The organism is Myroides pelagicus (assembly GCF_009711055.1).
In the GTDB taxonomy this organism is placed as follows: Bacteria; Bacteroidota; Bacteroidia; order Flavobacteriales; family Flavobacteriaceae; genus Flavobacterium; species Flavobacterium pelagicum.
Map to the genome: position 1 here is coordinate 49914 of NZ_WMJY01000004.1, position 19012 is coordinate 68925.

The 19012-nt window shown below is 35.3% G+C and carries 15 protein-coding genes; 9 read left to right on the forward strand and 6 right to left on the reverse strand.

The window, feature by feature from the left end:
• Positions 1–29: 29 nt before the first annotated feature.
• Positions 30–824 (reverse strand): NAD(P)H-binding protein, encoded by a 795-nt coding sequence (locus tag GJV77_RS02900; RefSeq protein WP_155034853.1) that lies wholly within the window; start codon positions 822–824, stop codon positions 30–32.
• Between the two features lie 99 nt (positions 825–923).
• Between GJV77_RS02900 and GJV77_RS02905 the strand changes: the two genes are divergently transcribed.
• A complete protein-coding gene (locus GJV77_RS02905) occupies positions 924–2189 on the forward strand; it encodes an alkaline phosphatase family protein (protein ID WP_155034854.1) in 1266 nt (421 codons plus the stop codon).
• A gap of 71 nt (positions 2190–2260) precedes the next feature.
• Here the strand turns inward: GJV77_RS02905 and GJV77_RS02910 are convergent, their stop codons facing one another.
• The 5 genes from GJV77_RS02910 to GJV77_RS02930 all read right to left on the reverse strand — a co-directional run bounded on the left by GJV77_RS02910 (position 2261) and on the right by GJV77_RS02930 (position 8148).
• Positions 2261–3040 (reverse strand): porin family protein, encoded by a 780-nt coding sequence (locus tag GJV77_RS02910; protein WP_155034855.1) that lies wholly within the window; start codon positions 3038–3040, stop codon positions 2261–2263.
• A gap of 17 nt (positions 3041–3057) precedes the next feature.
• Entirely contained in the window at positions 3058–4188 is a 1131-nt protein-coding gene (locus GJV77_RS02915) for a PCMD domain-containing protein (protein ID WP_155034856.1), read from the reverse strand.
• Between the two features lie 341 nt (positions 4189–4529).
• Entirely contained in the window at positions 4530–5342 is an 813-nt protein-coding gene (locus GJV77_RS02920; protein WP_240142807.1) for a porin family protein, read from the reverse strand.
• Positions 5320–6414: a PCMD domain-containing protein gene (locus tag GJV77_RS02925; RefSeq protein ID WP_155034857.1), complete on the reverse strand. Its 1095-nt coding sequence runs from the start codon at positions 6412–6414 to the stop codon at positions 5320–5322. Before GJV77_RS02925 ends, GJV77_RS02920 begins: the two co-directional genes overlap by 23 nt.
• Positions 6415–6621: 207 nt before the next feature.
• A complete protein-coding gene (locus GJV77_RS02930; RefSeq protein WP_155034858.1) occupies positions 6622–8148 on the reverse strand; it encodes a bifunctional GNAT family N-acetyltransferase/carbon-nitrogen hydrolase family protein in 1527 nt (508 codons plus the stop codon).
• A gap of 157 nt (positions 8149–8305) precedes the next feature.
• On the opposite strand from GJV77_RS02930, the gene GJV77_RS02935 reads away from it, so the two are divergent.
• From GJV77_RS02935 to GJV77_RS02970, 8 genes are all read left to right on the forward strand, one after another.
• The gene (locus tag GJV77_RS02935) at positions 8306–8641 is read left to right on the forward strand and encodes a single-stranded DNA-binding protein (protein WP_155034859.1); all 336 of its coding nucleotides are present in this window, start codon (positions 8306–8308) and stop codon (positions 8639–8641) included.
• A gap of 133 nt (positions 8642–8774) precedes the next feature.
• On the forward strand, positions 8775–9464 hold the full coding sequence (locus GJV77_RS02940) for a response regulator transcription factor (RefSeq protein WP_317162542.1): 690 nt from the start codon (positions 8775–8777) through the stop codon (positions 9462–9464).
• Entirely contained in the window at positions 9454–10821 is a 1368-nt protein-coding gene (locus tag GJV77_RS02945) for a sensor histidine kinase (protein WP_155034860.1), read from the forward strand. Before GJV77_RS02940 ends, GJV77_RS02945 begins: the two co-directional genes overlap by 11 nt.
• A 962-nt stretch (positions 10822–11783) precedes the next feature.
• On the forward strand, positions 11784–12479 hold the full coding sequence (locus tag GJV77_RS02950; RefSeq protein WP_155034861.1) for an MgtC/SapB family protein: 696 nt from the start codon (positions 11784–11786) through the stop codon (positions 12477–12479).
• 259 nt (positions 12480–12738) lie between these two features.
• Complete coding sequence (locus GJV77_RS02955) at positions 12739–13854, forward strand: efflux RND transporter periplasmic adaptor subunit (protein ID WP_155034862.1); 1116 nt, start codon at positions 12739–12741, stop codon at positions 13852–13854.
• A 21-nt stretch (positions 13855–13875) separates the two neighbouring features.
• Positions 13876–16986: an efflux RND transporter permease subunit gene (locus GJV77_RS02960; RefSeq protein WP_155034863.1), complete on the forward strand. Its 3111-nt coding sequence runs from the start codon at positions 13876–13878 to the stop codon at positions 16984–16986.
• An 8-nt stretch (positions 16987–16994) separates the two neighbouring features.
• Complete coding sequence (locus tag GJV77_RS02965) at positions 16995–18281, forward strand: TolC family protein (protein WP_155034864.1); 1287 nt, start codon at positions 16995–16997, stop codon at positions 18279–18281.
• Between the two features lie 11 nt (positions 18282–18292).
• Entirely contained in the window at positions 18293–18982 is a 690-nt protein-coding gene (locus GJV77_RS02970; protein ID WP_155034865.1) for an outer membrane beta-barrel protein, read from the forward strand.
• Positions 18983–19012: the final 30 nt, after the last annotated feature.

Sequence of the window (19012 nt, forward strand, 5' to 3'; positions counted from 1 at the left end):
AGTCCTGTTTAGCCTTGCTGTGAAACTCATCAGAATTGGTATTCAGTGTCTAACAAGCGACTGATTCGAGTTCCATCAACTTTTTTATATTCCTCTAGATTGTTTTTGCCTAAAGGAGGAAGTGTCAGTCTATATTTGTTTGCCTCTTCGCTGTAGTAGTCTAGTCGATTAGCAAAGTTAGGAGAGACAATGTTGTAGATTTCATCGGTATAGTTCTCCTTAGTAAGTAGCTTACTTATGAAATTTATAATATCCGTTTGGTGAGCCATATTAACAGGTAGGTCTGGATTGTCAAATGTTTCTCGTTTGCAGATATGAACTACGGGTCTTCTATCTTCACTATAGAGCCCTCCTAAGCGCAGTATAGTGGTGTGAAAAGTATTTTGGGAAAGCAGAGCCTCTTCAATAGCTCTAATGTGTACAGCTGTTGGTGCACTAGAATAGTTAGTACTCGTGTCCGTTATTGTTTTATTTGACGGAGCATACACAGAAACAGAGCTAGTCATGATAAGCTGTTTAATAGCTGTTGTTTCAATAGCATGGATTATTTTGTTAAAGGTAGTTACGTATTGGTTGTTATCAGCTTTTCTTGAAGGAGGAATAGTGATGATTAAGGAATCAATATTTTCTAAGAAAGCCAATAATGGTTCGAGATAGTCTTGACTGTTTAAATTAATTAAATAGCTATCGATCCCCACTTCTTCTAAAAGTGTTAGTTTTTCTAGTGTTGTAGTTGAACCTTTAATGTTATAACCTTGCTGTTTTAGGTTTACGGCTAAAGGCAATCCTAACCAACCACACCCTAAAATACCTATTGTTCTCATAACCTTAATATTCAATCGTAAATTTTTATAAAAATAAGCATTTCCTTTGTATGACTAAATTTATCTCTAGATATTTGAAACTTGAAAAACACGAACAACATGAATAAATTCCTTTTAACAGCTTTAGGCTTATTGTCTTTGGCAACGAGTACAATTACAGTAGCTCAAGAAAAAGAAAAACAACTTGTATTAGAGAATAGATTAAACAATCCAAAACAAGTTGATAAACCGTATGTAATCTTAATCTCTATCGATGGGTTTCGCTATGACTATATTGAAAAACACCAAGCGGAATTTTTGAAATCATTTGGAGAAGAAGGAGTAAGAGCGGAGTCTATGCGTCCTTCATATCCATCAGTGACCTTCCCTAATCACTATACGCTAGTTACAGGTTTGTATCCATCACACCACGGTTTGGTAGGTAATAATATGTATGACCGCAAAATGGATGCAAGGTATTCACTGCGCAATAAGAAAGCGGTAACGAATAAAGAATGGTACGGTGGAACGCCTTTATGGGTACTAGCCGAGCAACAAGAGATGCTTTCAGCATGTTACTATTGGCCAGGATCAGAAGCTGATATCAAAGGAGTATTGCCAACATACTACTATGAGTACACAGAGAAAACACCAATGAATGATCGAATAGGGGAAGTTGTTAAGTGGTTGAGTTTACCTGAAGAGGAGCGTCCACACTTTATAACTTTCTATTTGCCTGAAGTAGATCATGCAGGACACCGTTATGGACCTGATGCAGAGGAAACAAGAGAAGCTGTACAATATGCTGACCGTTCAATCCAACAGTTAGTAAACGAAGTCGATAAATTGAATTTACCGGTGAATTATGTAGTTGTTTCTGATCACGGAATGATTAATTTAAACCAAAAGAAGTTATTAGAGTTTCCGGTTAAGTTAGATGGAGAAGCTTTGAAAATAGCATCAAATGGAGTTTATGTAAGTGTCTTTGTTAATGATAAAACTCAGATAGATCATTGGTATAAAAAAATTGATAAGGCTGCAAAAAAGAAGTATATGAAGGTGTATAAACACGATGATATTCCTGCATCTCTTAACTTTGGTGGAGAACACGATCGTTTTGATCGAATAGGAGATATTGTTGTAATAGCTGAATCACCGTATTATTTTACGAATAAAAAGCTTCCTGGAAGTCATGGTTTTGATCCTAAGACGGTAAAAGAAATGCATGCAATCTTCTTAGCTAAAGGACCGCAGTTTAAAGAGAGACTTACAGTGCCTACGTTTGAGAATGTTGATGTTTACCCTATTGTAACTGAAATTTTAGGATTAGAAATCACAGAAGAGTTAGACGGTACGACAGAAGTTGCTAAACAAGTATTGAAATAAATATCAAGAGTATATTGTAGATTTATTATAACAATAAGGGCTATCAACTCGATTGATAGCCCTTATTTTATTTAAAATTGGTAGCCAAAGCCAATGTTTAAGTAAATATTGTGCATTGAAAATGAAATTGCTTCAAAATCATTGTCTAGTAAACTATTGAATCCATAAGTTAGATCCCCAAACAAAAGGAAATTGTTGTTTAGTTTCCATTCTGCCCCTAGTTGAGTACCCCATTGGAAGTTGTTTACTTCATTAGAAAAGTCATATTCTGCTTTTTTATCTCCTTCAAAGATTAGTTTTTGTCCTGTTGGATTAGTCTGTCTTAGGTATCCATTGTGAACATGACCTCCAAATGCTTTATCAATAGCAGTAGAGAAATATAATCCTCCATATACTCCCCATTGTTTATTAATGTTATATGTCGCAAGTAATGGAATGGTCAGGTAGGTATTGCGCACTTCTGTTCTTACTTCTCCTGTAAAGTTACCTTTGACTTGAGATCCATTGTAGTTGATTTGTGTCAGGTAGTCTTTAACTCTAGATTCAGTTTTCATACCTTTTCCTTCAACTCTAAGCCCTGTTCGAATTCCCCACTTATGTTCAGCTGAAAACCATTTAGTAAAGTTTGTTTCAATACCTAGTTGTAGGGTAGGGTTATAACTTTTTATCGCTCGGATTTCTCTAGGTAATCCTAAAGGAGAAGCTCCCCCAATACTGAATTGAGAACGCAACTGAACGGTTGTATTTTCTGTGAAAAAATTAGTTTTTTTAATTGGTGTATTGACCTCTTGAGCTGAAGTGAATAGAGAGGTGATGCCCAATAGTATAATAGAGAGATGTTTAAATTTCATACTTAGTGATACTTTGTTTAATTTTTTAATATTTCAACTTCATCGATATATAAAGTACTGCCTATTGCTCCGTTAAATAGACTTCCTTCTTCACTTGAGGAGAATACTAAAGCAAGTTTATACTTTTTATTTGCATCATATGTTTTTCCTTCAACATATTCAAAAGGTATTTCAAATAGGGTCCAAGTATTTGTTTCTATTTTTAATTCCTTAGGAATACGTGCAATTGAAACAATTTTGTCATCTTTAAAGTCATGGTCTCCAAAGAGGAAATCATCAATTCCAGCTTCGAAAAGTATTGCGTAAGCATCCCATCTATCTTCAGTTATTTTGTTCTTTTCAGTATTATTGATTTCAAAGTTATCACCGCGTTTGTATTTGAAAAAACCTCGTAGAATTGTAGGTTCGTAGTTAAAGTCCATACCAAACTTAGTTCCTTTAAGCGGTTTACTAACCGCTGTACTTAAGTCAAATTCTCCCAAGAAAAGATTACCCGCTGCTAGTGGGCTACCCATTATTGGTCCTAGTGGAGCAGTAGATTGTGTCGTTAGTTTTAGGCCTGTCCCTATAAATCCTTCAGTTGTAGCTGCAGTAGGGAAATTTTCTGGTTTTTTAGCATTTTCCTCTGATCCATCAGTCATAGCATAACCAATATTTCCACTTGCCCATTCGAAGAGTTCTTTTTCTTCATGTGTAGCATCGTCTAGTTGTGTTTCATAGAATACATGGTAGTAGTCATTACCATAAAACCCTCCAGCAACTTCTCTGAATTTGTCAAAGTGATATATTGTAGAAATTTCTGCATTGATGAATTCTACTTTATATGTTTTTGACCACTGCTTGCTTTCTGAGAATACTTCATAGGTTAGAGGTCCGTTGCTAAAGTCCCTAGCTGATCCGTTCGCAGGTACTATTGTTGCTCCAGGAGTTAGTTTGAATTCTGGCGCTACTTTAGTAAGGTCTAATGACTTGGAAACTCTAAAAGTTACTTTGTCATTTGATACAATTGGTGCGGTTAATAAAAATTCCTTTCCAATATTTGCCATTTCAATGTCAGCTTCATTATTTTCAGCTTCATCTTTTATACAAGAAGTAAAGATAAACGTTGTTGCCAATACCAAAGCTTGGAATAAATGGTTTATTCGCATAAAATCATCATTTTGTTAATTAGTAAATTGTGTAAAATATGTGTAGAACGCTTTGTATATGTTTAGTTCTGGACAAAGCGAACTGCAAAATTACTAATTAATCTGTTCTTGTATTTTAGGTGCGAATATCACTTTATTGATATAGTGCGTACTTTGAAGAGTTATTGATTCAAAAAAGTGCTTGTTTCGATTAATTTGCTATTAATTGTCTGAAAATAGCAGAAAGTAGTTAAACGTTACAATATAAGTGGTTTTAGTATAAATTTAAACTATATAACAATGACTTTTGTAAAAAAGAAAGAGGATCAACATTGTTATTGATCCTCTTGGTCATTATTTTTTTAGAATTGATAGGCAAAGCCGATATTAGCATAGATGTTATACATCTTGAAGGTAATGGCGTCAAAATCTTTTTTAAATACTTGATTTAACCCCCAATTAAGGTCGCCAAATAGTCGTAAGTGAGCATTTAGCTTGTATTCTCCTCCTACTTGAATTCCGAATTGAAATCTATTGAGGTCATCAGAAAAGTCGTAATCACCTCTAGCATTTCCTTCAAATTCTACTGGTGTACCAATTGGAGAGTCTTCTCTTAATACTCCATTATACACGTATCCAGTAAAATCTCTATCAATGAGTCCTGAAAAATAGAAGCCTCCATAGGTGTTCCATTGACTGGACACATTATAGGTTAATAAGATTGGAAAAGTGATATAAGAGTTTTTCATAGTGGTCTTAACATTTCCAGTGAAATATCCTTTTGTGTATTTACCATCTCCTTCATCGAGCTTCGTATAGTAGTTTTTTACACGGGCATCTGTTTTCATTCCTCTTCCTTCCATGCGCAGTCCTGTTCGAAATCCCCATTTATGATCATCAGTAAGCCATTTGGTAATATTAGCTTCTAATCCAAGTTGCATCGTAGGGTTGTAGCTATTAACTTCTCTTATTTGAGCAGGGAACCCTAAAGGAGTACTTCCTCCAATACTGAATTGTCCTCTGATTTGGTATTCTGTATTTGTCGTAAAAAATTCTTTAAATTTATTCGTATGTCCCTCTTGAGCTGTTGATAATACACTACTCCCAAGAATCATTAGCAAACAGGTTACATAATGATGTGTTTTCATCCTTTTATTCATCGTTATCTGTTTCATATACTAATTCTATTTCATCGACTAGTAAAGTACTGCCAATAGCTCCTTTGAACTCTGCGCCATCTATACTTGAGGTCATTACGATTGCTAAAACATATTCTTTTTTAGGATCGTACGTCTTCCCTTCTAATAGTTTGAATGGAGCATTAAATTCAGTCCATTGAGGTGTTTCTACTCTATCATTTTCATTTATTCTTGCGATGGCTATATTTCTTGGATCTTCAAAATTGTGATCTCCAGTAAGGTAGTTGTCTTTTTTACGAGCTTCGAATACTATGGCATAAATATCAAAACTATCTTTCGCGCCTTTTACTTCATTGAAGTTTTTATCCGTAACTATTGATCCAGCTGTGTACTTGAAGGTTCCTCTAAGTCCTGTCGGTAATGCGCCTGTGTAGGGTAGACCAAATTTTGTTGATTTCAACGTATTAAATATATTAAGCTTAAACGTGCCTAAGAAAAGATTTCCTGCAGCAATAGGATTTCCTGCTAGTTCTCCTGATTTTGAAGTATAGACTGTTTGCATTTTTACGGAGAGCCCACCTCTTCGTCCTGGGGCTATTGTTGTAGGGTATCCTTCGGGAGGTGTACTTCCCGCAACTGTTACATAGCCTTCATTACCACTATCCCAGTCATAAATATTATCGCCGTTTGTGCCAATTTCATAGAAACGATAGTATCTATTTTTGTTGGTAAGTTCTGCATTGTTAAATGTATAACGCGTGCTCAACTCATCACTCGTAAAACTAACTGTATATGTTTTCTTCCATTGTGTATCTTGGGCAGTGATCGTTACATTTTGACTATTTGTAAAGTCTCTAGTAGTTCCGTTTGGAGGGTACATTGTAGCATTGGGAGATATGATAAAAAAAGGGGATTGCTTTTCTAAATCAACATTTGATTTTACCTTGAATTCAATGGTTTTATTGGTTATAATAGGAGCCGTTTTTAGGTATTCGCTTGGAATATAAGCCTCAAGAATATCTGCGTTTGTATCCAGCTCTTCTTCTTTGATACAAGAGCTAAATAACAAGGGTATGGCTAGTAAAAAAGGTCTAACAAATTTTATCATATAATTATTTTGGTTTGTCTTTGCAATATTCTTGCCATAACAAGGAAGTATTACCTGTCGATTTTATTATTCAAGATTATTGTCCGATAAAAATAGAATAATTACAATTATGATGATTAATCCTTTTATAGTTTTTTGTTAAAGATTTTTAAAACAGCAAAAAGGCACTATAATTTGTGCCTTTTTGCTGTTGTTAATGAGATTGTATTATTTTAATTTGAGTGTTTCGTATAAGTCTAAACGTCTGTTTTTCATGATTTGAACACTACCGTGTTCGTGTAATTCTTTCAGTAAATGTACATCAACGTCAACGATTAAAGTCATCTCAGTATTTGGTGTAGCTTCAGCTTTTACTCCATTCGTAGGGAACGCAAAGTCAGAAGGTGTAAACACAGCTGCTTGTGCGAACTGTATATCCATGTTGTTTACTTTTGGTAAGTTCCCAACACATCCTGCGATGGCAACGTAACACTCGTTTTCGATCGCTCTTGCCGCCGCACAGTTTCTTACTCGTGTATATCCATTTTGTGTATCTGTCAAGAATGGTACAAATAGAATATCCATCCCTTCTTGGGCTAGCAAACGGGATAATTCAGGGAATTCCACATCATAACAAATCATTATACCAATTTTTCCACAGTCAGTGTCGAAGGTTTGTATTTTTGAGCCTCCTTGCATTCCCCAATAGTGTATTTCGTTTGGCGTGATATGTATTTTCTGATACATTTCATAGGACCCATCTCGCTTACAAAGGAAACCAACATTGTATAGTACACCATCAACTAAGTGAGGCATACTTCCTGTAATTATGTTGATATTATAAGAAATAGCGAACTCTTGAAACTTTTTGCGTATCGGTGTTGTATAACGTGCTAATTCTCGTATTGCCTCAGCTTCTGAAAGGTGATTATAGTCAGCCATTAAAGGGGCCGTGAATAGCTCAGGAAATAGAGCAAAGTCACTTTCATAATCGGATACAGCATTAATGAAGAATTCTGCTTGATCGAAGAACTCGTCTAGGTCATTCAGTGGGCGCATTTGCCATTGGATTAGTCCTAGTCGGATCACACTTTTCTTAGTGTTGATTAACTGTACTTCTTTTTCATAATAAATGTTATTCCATTCTAACAATACTGCATAATCTTTTGAACTGACATCTCCTTCTAGGTAATTGCGCATCAAACGTACCATGTGAAAGTCATTTGCCATTTGAAATGACATCACAGGATCGTGTATTTCTTTAGTTTTTACTTTTTCTAAGTATTGTTTAGGTGTTAATTCATCAGCAAACTTAGAGTAGTTTGGAATTCGACCAGCGAATACGATAGATTTTAAATTTAATTGCTCACAAAGTTCTTTACGGGCATCATATAAACGTCTTCCTAAGCGTAATCCTCTATATTTTGGATGAATAAAGACATCAATACCATAAAGGACATTTCCTTCTGGATCGTGAGTGTCAAACGTACTGTATCCTGTGATCTGATCATAGGTATGGGCAGACATAGCTTTCTTTTCATCAATAATCAAAGATAGTGCAGAGCCTACAACTACATTGTCTACTAAAATTACTAATTGACCTTCAGGAAAAACATCTAATAGCTTTTCTATCTCGTCTTTATCCCAATATGGGTCTTCCAAACCTTTATAAGATTCGAGCATTGAACGTTTAAGTTCTATATAATCGTCAATCTGTAGATTTCGTAGCTCAATCTTATTAATTGTATTATCCATGATTTTTTCTTGCAATTTACAAAGATTTAAAGATAGCTGTAGAGTAAAATAGATAAAATATTTGTAAAAATGTTAATTTCTGGTGTGTTTTTTGTGGTTGATTAGTACAGTAATACCACTTTTTATTCCTGAACTATTAATCTAAAATTATATAATTATGAGTTCATTAAAAAATCGCGTGCAGTTAATTGGACGTGTTGGTCAAGATCTTGATTTGAAACGTTTTGAAAGCGATAATATTCGCGCCAGTTTCTCTATTGCGATCAATGAAGTGTATTACAACGAAAAAAATGAGCGAGTGGAAAACACCCAGTGGCACAATGTCATTCTATGGGGAAAATTAGCTGAGATTGCAGAGAAATTTGTTGTAAAAGGAAAAGAAGTTGCTATTGAAGGTAAGTTGGTTAATCGGTCATTTACGGATAAGGAAGGCAATAAAAAGTATATTACTGAAATAGTGGTTGGTGAGTTATTGTTATTGGGTAGTAAATAAGCTTCTTTTTTTATATTCTAACACAAGGGTACTTATATGGTGTGTTTTTTGATACCTGTTTAAGTACTCTTATTTTATTTAAACAAAGCAAGGGTAAAAATAGTAACTTGCATAAAACTATAAATTTCTTACGGTGATTTCTATTTTAGTAATTGAAGATGATATTCGAGTAGCTGAATTATTGCAGCGCAGTTTGGAAGAACAGCACTATCATGTAGATGTTGTATACGATGGGTATATGGGAAGAAGGTTAGCGCTACAGCGTACGTACGATTTGATTATTACAGATGTGATTCTCCCCAAAATCAATGGGATTGATTTATGTAAGGAGTTGAAGAGGGAATTACCTCATATACCTATAGTCATGTTGACGGCTCTTGGGACTACAGATGATAAAGTAGAAGGATTTGATGCAGGAGCAGATGATTATCTTGTAAAGCCTTTTGAATTGAGGGAATTATATGTACGTATAAGGGCTTTGTTAAAGCGTTTTGAACACAAGAATACAACGCAATCAGCAGTATTGACATACGCTGATATGGCATTGGATTTAAATGAAAAGAGATTTACTCGTGATGGACAAGAAATACACTTAACTCCCAAAGAGTTTAACCTGTTGCAATATTTTATGGAGAATCCAGAGCGCGTTTTGTCTCGTAGTGAAATAGCGGAGAAGGTATGGGATACTCATTTTGATACAGGAACAAATTTCATTGATGTATATATTAACTATTTGAGAAAGAAGGTAGAGATTGACATTAATAATAAATTAATTCACACCAAATCAGGTATGGGTTTTATCCTGAAATTAAATGAAAATTAGAACACGCTTAACTTTACTTTTTACTGTACTTGTCGCTTCCTTGTTTATAGTTTTTGCCAGTATTTTATATTGGTCTTCTGCACAGCATAGAGAAAATGAGTTCTATGGGCAGTTAGAACGTGAGGCTATAACGAAAGCTAAATTATTTTTTGAGGCCAAAGTAAAACCTCAAACACTACATCGTATCTATAAGAATAATAGCCAACACATCAACGAGGTTGAAGTAGCCATTTATAACCGTGCGTTTGAATTACTGTACCACGATGATGTTGAGATTGATCGCGTTAAGGAAACTGAAGAAATGTTAGCTTCTATTATTGCAAATAAGATATTGCACTTTGAACAAGAAGAATGGCAGGTCGTAGGTTTGCGACTTACTTTTGACGATAAAGATTATATTATTACAGCTGCTGCCTACGATGAATATGGTTTTACGAAACTTCAAAATTTATTATATACTATCGCTGTACTGGCTTTATTATCTATTATTGTTATTGGTACAGCTGGAGTTTTTTTTGCGAATAGGGCTTTATCTCCTATTAAAAAAATGATTAATGAAGTTAATGAGATAACTGCGACTAGTCTAAACTTGCGATTGAGCCACGAACAAAATAAGGACGAATTAGCTCTATTGGCAAATACGTTTAATGAGATGCTCAACCGGCTGGAATATTCTTTTGATGCACAGAAGCAGTTTGTTTCCAATATCTCACATGAACTTCGTACACCATTAGCCGCTATTATTGCTGAACTAGAGCTGTCTTTAGCAAAGGAGCAAACAAGAGAGCAATATGTAATGACGATTGAAAATGCTCTAGCCGATGCGAGGCGATTAGTTCGACTGTCAAATAGTTTATTGGATTTCGCTAAGGCAAGTTATGACCCTACAGAAATAGCTTTTAAACCGGTATGCTTAGATGAGGTTGTGTTAGATGCTTGTCAGAAACTGCAACGCATTAATAAATCTTATAAGTTTAGTTTTTTTATTGAGGATTCGGTTAGCCGAGAAGAGATGATGGTTGTTTCTGCTAATCTTTATCTAATTCAAGTTGCCTTCGTGAATTTACTTGAAAATGCATGTAAATATTCTGAAAACGAGCAATGTAATGTATCAATTTTATATAAGGACAATCACTTAATAGTCAAAGTTAGTGATACGGGTATAGGGATTAAACCTGAGGATATGGAAGCCATTTTTGTACCTTTTTACCGTGGAGAGAACGAGTATTTTAAACAAGGAAATGGTATAGGTTTACCTCTAACGAAGAAAATTATAGACCTTCACAAGGCAAGGATTGCCGTAGAGTCTTTAGTAGGAAAGGGAACTACATTTACTATTCATTTTCCACCAGGCTAATTAATTTCTTTTACCCAATTTTGAGGGGATGTGTAGTTAATGTGTATATGTTCTAAAAAAGAAGCTTACCAAAGCCAATGATATTGGTTGTAATAGTGAAATTCTAAGTATTTTAAAGCTTTTAGTCTTTTTAGGAGTCTATTTATGAGTTAGTTAGTTAGGTAAGTTGGTCATTTAGGGAAATATTAATTAGGTTACAAAAAAACTGTATATTTGTATAGTACAAGTTTTAAAGGGGGTATAAATTATACTATTCAAAGCATAGAAACTTCTCTTTATTTAAGTAAAAAAATCAATACAAGAAAGTGTTTAATCTTCTCATTTTGCCCTATCTGTTTTGTTCAAATAGCTATCAAAAGTACAGCTAATCCTTGTGTTTACTAAGCTTTGTCCAATGTTTCTCTGAGTGTTCTTCGGTAACCCCCCTGATTTTTGAGACTTCTATCGAAGGTTCTCCGAATAACACTTGCATAAACCGTTTTGACCTCCTGATATTGTTGGGTTTGATGCTGGTTCGGTAGTTGTTGAACTAACTTTTCAGAATAAATTATTAAGGCTTTTTGCGAACAGTACAATACACCCAACAGAGGTTTGTATTAGCTTATAGATTTATACAAATCAAATATCATTAAAAGATCGATTTTTCTTAATTCAAAAACTTAATAGGATTGTCTTGGTTTATTATTTATAGCCGTACAAAGGTTTATTGTTTTTATTAAACAAACAATTTTTGAGTTAGGCCCTTGAATGTTTCCTTTTCGTACACATTTAATCTTTCTAATAGAATTCTAATTTTTTTCTAAAAGCTTTCTAATATGGTTTAGAAAGGGGAGTCAGTACTTTTGCCTCGTCAAAAAATAAAAATATGGACACAGAATCCCGATTGTATCACCCCGATTGTTAAACCATCTTTCTGAAAGACAATAATAAAAAGTTGCTCAGGAAGAGCAAAATTTTAAATCATGTTAATTTCAGTATTTATAGGAAGATTAGTTCTTGCATTTGTTTTAGGAGCTTTGATAGGAGTAGAAAGACAAGCAAGACAAAAAAGTGCGGGCTTGCGTACAAACACGCTAGTAAGCATAGGAGCAGCAGGCTTTGTATTAATGGCACATACGATAGGAGATGATGCTGTAGGACGGGTAGCTTCTTACGTTGTGAGTGGTATTGGTTTCTTAGGAGCAGGAGTCATCATGAAAGATGGTTTTAGTATTCGTGGCTTGAATACTGCTGCAACGATTTGGTGCTCGGCTTCAGTTGGATCAATGTGTGCAGTAGGGATGTGGAAGGAAGCTCTTGTCATGACGTTTTTGATTGTAGGGGCACATGTTTTACTTCGCCCAATTAGCGCTATCATTAATAAATTATCTTTTGCCACTGAGACTGATTCAGCTGAGGTTGTATATGAAGTTGTTATAGGATGTAAAGAAGAGATCGAAAACGATTTACGTGTGATGGTCTTAGGGCAATTAAAATCAGATAGCGAATTGCAATTGCGTTCACTTAAAAGTTCAGATAATGGTAACCCAGCTTTTTCTTATCTAAGATTTGAAATGTATTGTATTGGGAGGAAAGATGAAATTTTAGAAAGAATCACTAAGAAGCTTTCTTTAGAGCGTGGTGTTTCGGAAGTCTCTTGGGAGTTAAATACTTATTAATTAATCAATTATTTTTTAACATATTGCTAAACTAGCATAGTTATTGCGCTAACAATAGTAGATATGAAAAAAATGCGGATATAGGCTATGTATATTGAGCTATAGAAGATAAAAAGCAAGGGAATTGTGATTAGTATTAAATTGTCAGTAGCTAGAATAGGTGGCTTGTTTGCGATAATTAACAGAATAAGCTGTAAATTTATTGTTAAATACAGCTATATAAATAGAATTAAAGTAGAATTTTAAAATAACAAACATAATGGCTAAAAAAATACAACTAGCAAGTGTTTTAGGATTGAGTTTCTTATTGAGCTTTTGTGCAGATAAAAGTGAACAGAGTAATGATACAGCTCAGTATGTGGTGGAAAATAAAGTGATTTCACTAACTGAAAATTCAAATTTAAAGAGCAGAATAAAGACAATTCAAGTCAGTGAGGAAGACTTTACGTTTGATTTATTGACTGCAGGAGTAGTAAAAGCTATTCCAAACCATTATGCGGAGATTGCTTCTCCATTTTCTGGTAGAATCGTCAAATCACATGTGAAATTAGGACAAAAGGTAAGTGTCAATACACCTTTGTTTGAAGTTTCTTCCCCTGATTATTTTGAAGCACAGAAAGATTATTTTGACTCGAAACAAGAGTTCAAGCAAGCATTATTGAACTTAAAGCGACAAGCAGATTTATTAGAAAATGGTGTAGGAGTTCGTCAGGAATTTGAAGAAGCTGAGACTGAAAATTCGATAGCAAAGGCTGCTTTTGACAATGCTTCAGCAGCTATACGTATTTATAATGTTGAGCCATCTGGTCTTGTTTTAGGACAGCCGTTGATTGTTCGTTCGCCAATCTCTGGTGAAATCCTTGAAAATAATGTAGTTATTGGACAGTATATCAATGACGACTCAGAGCCCGTGATTAAAATCGCTTCGCTGAATAAGATATGGATTGTTGGAAAAGTAAAAGAAAAAGACATTCAGCATTTGTCAAAGATGGATAAGGTGCAAGTAGAGTTATCTGCTTATCCTAATCAGCCTTTTGAAGGAAAGATATTTCATATTAATGAAATTGTTGATGAAGACACGAGAAGTATAGATGTATTAATCGAAGTGAACAATGAACAACGTATATTAAAACCAGGTATGTATGTGAGTGTACGCTTTATTGATCAGCCAGAAAAAGTGATTCTAGTTCCCTCACGTGCTATTTTACAAGGAGAAGATGACTCTTATGTTTTTGTAGAAGTAGCGGAGAATAGCTATATCCGAAAAAATGTAAAAATTGGAGGAGTGTCTGGAGATAAAACAGTGATTTTATCAGGAATAGAAAAGGGAGATCGCGTAGTTAATGAAGGAGGAATATACTTACCACAACTTTAATAATTACAAAACACGGGAGAGATGAAGAAAAATATTATAGATACGGCTATTCATAAGAGATGGCTAGTTTCGGCTTTATTTGTACTGTTATGTGTATTTGGATACTACTCATGGAAGCAGTTATCTATTGAAGCATATCCAGATATTGCAGATACGACCTCTCAGGTAGTAACACAAGTACCTGGACTAGCAGCAGAGGAAATAGAATTACAAATTACGATACCGGTAGAGCGTGCGTTAAATGGAATGCCAGGAATGCACGTGATGCGTAGTAATAGTACATTTGGGCTATCCATGATTACATTGGTATTTGAAGACGGAATTGATGATTACTTTGCGAGACAACGTATTCAAGAACGTCTAAACGGACTTGATTTACCCTACGATGCAGTGCCAGAGCTAGACCCATTAACTTCGCCGATTGGAGAGGTGTATCGCTATATCATAGAAGGAGATGGGTATAGTTTAAGAGAATTGACAGATCTTCAAAATTTCGTGATTATTCCTAAGTTAAACCAAGTAGCAGGGGTAGCTGAGGTAACCAATTTTGGAGGTGTAACTACACAGTTTCAAATAGAATTAGATCCACATAAGTTAGAACAATACGACTTATCGTTAAGTGATATTACCGAAACTATTGAAGAGAATAACGTTAATGCAGGTGGAAGTGTTCTGACGAGAGGAGACTTAGGGTATGTAGTACGCGGGATTGGTCTTATCAAGGATTTAGAGGATTTAGGAAAGATTGTAGTAAAGGCAGAGAATGGGATTCCGGTATTTCTAAATGACTTAGGACAATTAAAATATGGAAATGTAGAGCGCAAAGGGGTATTAGGTTATTCAGATCGTGAACGAAATTACTCAGACAGTATTGAAGGGATTGTCTTGTTGTTAAAGCACGAAAATCCATCGGTTGTACTAGAGAAGATTCATCAATATGTAGATGAATTGAATAATGGGTTATTACCTGAAGGAGTGAAGATACATACATTTCTGGATCGTACAGACCTTGTTGACACAACCTTGAGTACAGTATCCACTACATTGATTGAAGGAATTAGTTTAGTTGTTATTGTCTTGATTGTTTTCTTGGGGAGTTGGAGAGGAGCTCTGCTAGTAGCAATTACAATTCCAGTATCACTTTTGTTTGCTTTTATCATGATGCGTTTTACGGATATACCAGCAAACTTACTGTCATTAGGCGGAATAGACTTTGGAATTATTGTCGATGGAGCGATAGTGATGATGGAGTCAATATTGAAGAAGCGTGAGGACAATCCTAAGGAGGAATTAAAAGAAAAATCCATTGCAGAACGCGCAAAAGAGGTTGCAAAACCAGTTTTTTTCGCTACGATTATCATCATAACTGCATATTTACCATTGTTTGCCTTTGAGCGTGTAGAGAAAAAGTTATTTACACCAATGGCTTTTACTGTTGGTTATGCCTTGGCAGGAGCATTATTGGTTGCCCTTATTTTAATTCCAGGCTTGGCTTATGCGGTGTATAGAAAACCGAGGAAAATTTACCACAATAAATGGCTAGAAAAGCTAACAGCTATATATCATAAGCGCATTGTAAAAATAGTAAGCAGACCGAAACAAGTATTTGTTCCTTTACTAGTTGTATTGGCAGTTACGATAGGATTAACAGTTAAGGTTGGGAAAGATTTCTTACCACCACTAGATGAAGGGTCGATTTGGCTTCAGGTCACTCTTCCTCCAGGAATTTCATTAGATAAGTCTAAAGAGTTGAGTGATACTTTACGTGCTAGAACAATGAAATATGATGAAGTAACGTATGTGATGGTACAAGCAGGTCGTAATGATGACGGTACGGATCCGTTTACTCCATCTCACTTTGAGTGTTCTATTGGTATTAAGCCGTATAAGGAATGGCCAAGTGGAAAGACAAAAGATGATTTGATTGAGGAATTAGCAGCAGAATATGAGAGCCTACCAGGTTTTACAGTAGGGTTTGCTCAGCCAATGATTGACGGAGTAATGGATAAGATTTCTGGCGCGCACTCTGAGTTGGTTGTTAAGGTATTTGGAGAAGATTTTCACGAGACAAGACGTATAGCAAATGAAGTATTGAGTACGTTGCGTACTGTAGATGGGGCTGTAGATTTAGCGATTGATCAGGAACCACCGCTACCTCAGTTACAGATTCATGCAAATCGCGATAAGATAGCACAGTATGGATTGAATGTTTCTGATGTAGCTGAGTTAATTGAGGTAGCGATTGGAGGAAAGGCTATTTCACAGATATTCATTGGTAATAAAGTGTACGATATTAGTGCTCGTTATACGGAGGAAAGTAGAAATACACCAGAAAAAATTGCGAACTTGATGTTGACTTCGAGTACTGGAGCAAAGATTCCATTATCACAAGTAGCTGATGTCAAAACGAGTACTGGAGAGAGTACCATTACACGTGAGATGAATAGACGCCATTTAACAGTTAAATTGAATGTAAGAAATCGCGATTTGGGTTCGCTATTGAAAGAAGCGCAACAAAAGATAGAGGAAAATGTTAGTTATGATCACGAGAAGTTCCATATTGAATGGGGAGGACAGTTTGAAAATCAAAACAGAGCATATAGTCGTTTAGCTGTTATTGTACCGCTGACATTATGTTTGATGTTTGTGCTGTTGTATGGGGCATTTGGACAGTTTAGACAGGCAGGATTGTTGATGGTCGTTGTTCCATTAGCATTATTTGGAGGGATGTTAGCTCTTAATGTGAGAGGTATGTCATTGAATGTTTCATCTGCAGTTGGTTTTATAGCCTTGTTTGGTGTTGCTATTCAGAATGGAGTGATTATGATTTCACATATAAACGATTTAAGGAAAAAGGGTACACAACTCAAAGAAGCAGTATTGTTAGGAGCCGAACAACGTTTTCGTCCGGTATTAATGACAGCTACGGTAGCAGTACTTGGATTGTTCCCAGCGTCTTTAGCAACAGGTATTGGGTCTGATGTACAGCGTCCATTAGCTACTGTAATTGTGTATGGATTATTATTCGCGACGTTATTGACCTTGTTTGTGCTACCAGCTTTGTATTATTTGGTAGAGCGCAAATGGGGGAAAGATAGTGATTTTGTAAAAAGTGAAACAGAAGAAAACTAAGCACTACAATGAGAGTATTGAAAAAATATATAGGAATAAGTCTAATTTTCTTTTCAGCAGGGACTAGTCTTGTTGCACAAGAATTGGAAAATACAGCGACAACGATTACATACAAGGATTTTTTAGGACGTATGATTACAAATAACCTTGCTTATTCTGCTGAACGGTTTAACCTTGATATAGCTGAAGCTGAGGTACAAGCGGCTAAGGCATTTCCTGATCCAGAGTTAAGTTTTGGTTGGGCGGATAATCAGCAGAAGCGTATGCAAATGGGCTATGCTTTTGAAGCAGAGTTATCATGGGATCTTGAATTAGGAGGAAAGCGAAAAGCGAGAAAGAATCTAGCAAATGATCAGAAGGTGTTAGCTGAATTATCGTTGCAAGAGTTTTTTCATACACTAAGAGCTGAATCAACTATTGTTTATTTAGAAGGACTTCAGAATAAGATGTTGTACGATATACAGAAAGATTCGTATTTGTCCATGATGCAAGTTGCAGAGTCAGATAGTATTCGTTATAAATTAGGGCAAATCAGTAAAGTAGATGCTATTCAAAGTAAACTTGAAGCTCGCTCAATGTTTAATGATTTGCAAGATGCAGCTGATGAATGGAAGAATAGTTTAGAGGAGATAAGAACGATTATTAGTGTAGTACACAATGATACACTATATACTCCAACGGGAAGTTTTGGAAAATTTGATCGCTTATTTACTCTTCAAGACTTGATAATAGAAGCACAAAATAATCGTGCTGATTTTCTAGTAGCAAGACAAAATAGAGTAGTTGCTGGTCGTCAAGTATCCTTGGCAAAAGCTGAGCGAGTGATCGATTTAGGACTTAATTTAGGAGTAGAGAATAATTCATTTGTAAAAAATGCTGTAGCACCAACTCCTGGAAATACCGTTGTTAAAGCAGGCATTAGTGTACCTTTGAAGTTTTCAAACCGAAAAGAGGCAGGTCTTAAGACTGCATTGTTTGAAGAAAAGCAAGCAGATTTAGAGTATGCATTAATAGAATTAGAGTTAGAAAAAGAAATAAAGCAAGCTTATCGAAATTATCTAACAAAGCAAAAGCAGATTAAGCAATTTGAGAAAGGTATGCTACAAGATGCAAAGACTGTGTATGAGGGGATAAAATATAGCTATCAACGTGGTGCGAGTAGTTTACTAGAAGTACTTGATGCACAACGTACATACAACGAGACACAACAAGCTTATGCAGAGACTTTATTTGCTTATGCATCTGCTTTAGTAGAATTGGAGAAAGCAGTAGGTATTTGGGATATCGACTTTTAAAACATTAGATCATGAGAAAGTATATAGTAAGTTTGTTATTATTAGTTACAACAATAGGAGTAGCTCAGGACATTAATGACGATTTGAAAGGGAATACAACTTTTGCTATTAAAGGAGGTTGGATACAATCAACTCTTAAAGGAGATGATTTAAGTTATTTGGCAGTAGATGGGAGAGTAGAAGCACGCAATAGTTTTTTTGGAGGATTAAGTGTTGATAATAGTATCGGAAAGTATTTTGGTTTAAAACATGAGTTGTTTTATCAAAATCAAGGAGCTTCTTTTACACGAGAGGTAGATGAAGTGTTATTAGATGCAACTTTGAGTATGCATAGTTTGCGTTTAAACCCGATTAGTGGGGTGTTTAAAATAGGTGGACTACAAGTTTATGGAGGACCTTATGTCAATATGCTGCTTTATTCGTCTATAACAGCAGTTGATGAAGCAGGGAATACATATAAAGATCACGGTATTTTTGGGAGTACAGAAGATGGGCAGTATTTACAAAAGATGGATTATGGTGTTGTAGCAGGATTGGAGTATCAGTTTAAATTTGGGTTAGTAATAGGAGCTCAATTTACTCGAGGCTTTGCCTCAATCTTTGATAACTCTAATACTTTTGGTTTAGAAGAAAATCCAGGAGTAGCTGATTTGAAGATATATAATCAGAATTTTAATGTATCTATAGGCTATCGTTTTTAAGTTAGCTATTTATATAACAAAAGCCTCCAA

Coding starts and splice junctions, on each gene's coding strand:
- GJV77_RS02900 (WP_155034853.1), bottom strand. CDS start 824: ATGAGAACAATAGGTATTTTAGGGTGTGGTTGGTTAGGATTGCCTTTA.
- GJV77_RS02905 (WP_155034854.1), top strand. CDS start 924: ATGAATAAATTCCTTTTAACAGCTTTAGGCTTATTGTCTTTGGCAACG.
- GJV77_RS02910 (WP_155034855.1), bottom strand. CDS start 3,040: ATGAAATTTAAACATCTCTCTATTATACTATTGGGCATCACCTCTCTA.
- GJV77_RS02915 (WP_155034856.1), bottom strand. CDS start 4,188: ATGCGAATAAACCATTTATTCCAAGCTTTGGTATTGGCAACAACGTTT.
- GJV77_RS02920 (WP_240142807.1), bottom strand. CDS start 5,342: ATGAAACAGATAACGATGAATAAAAGGATGAAAACACATCATTATGTA.
- GJV77_RS02925 (WP_155034857.1), bottom strand. CDS start 6,414: ATGATAAAATTTGTTAGACCTTTTTTACTAGCCATACCCTTGTTATTT.
- GJV77_RS02930 (WP_155034858.1), bottom strand. CDS start 8,148: ATGGATAATACAATTAATAAGATTGAGCTACGAAATCTACAGATTGAC.
- GJV77_RS02935 (WP_155034859.1), top strand. CDS start 8,306: ATGAGTTCATTAAAAAATCGCGTGCAGTTAATTGGACGTGTTGGTCAA.
- GJV77_RS02945 (WP_155034860.1), top strand. CDS start 9,454: ATGAAAATTAGAACACGCTTAACTTTACTTTTTACTGTACTTGTCGCT.
- GJV77_RS02950 (WP_155034861.1), top strand. CDS start 11,784: ATGTTAATTTCAGTATTTATAGGAAGATTAGTTCTTGCATTTGTTTTA.
- GJV77_RS02955 (WP_155034862.1), top strand. CDS start 12,739: ATGGCTAAAAAAATACAACTAGCAAGTGTTTTAGGATTGAGTTTCTTA.
- GJV77_RS02960 (WP_155034863.1), top strand. CDS start 13,876: ATGAAGAAAAATATTATAGATACGGCTATTCATAAGAGATGGCTAGTT.
- GJV77_RS02965 (WP_155034864.1), top strand. CDS start 16,995: ATGAGAGTATTGAAAAAATATATAGGAATAAGTCTAATTTTCTTTTCA.
- GJV77_RS02970 (WP_155034865.1), top strand. CDS start 18,293: ATGAGAAAGTATATAGTAAGTTTGTTATTATTAGTTACAACAATAGGA.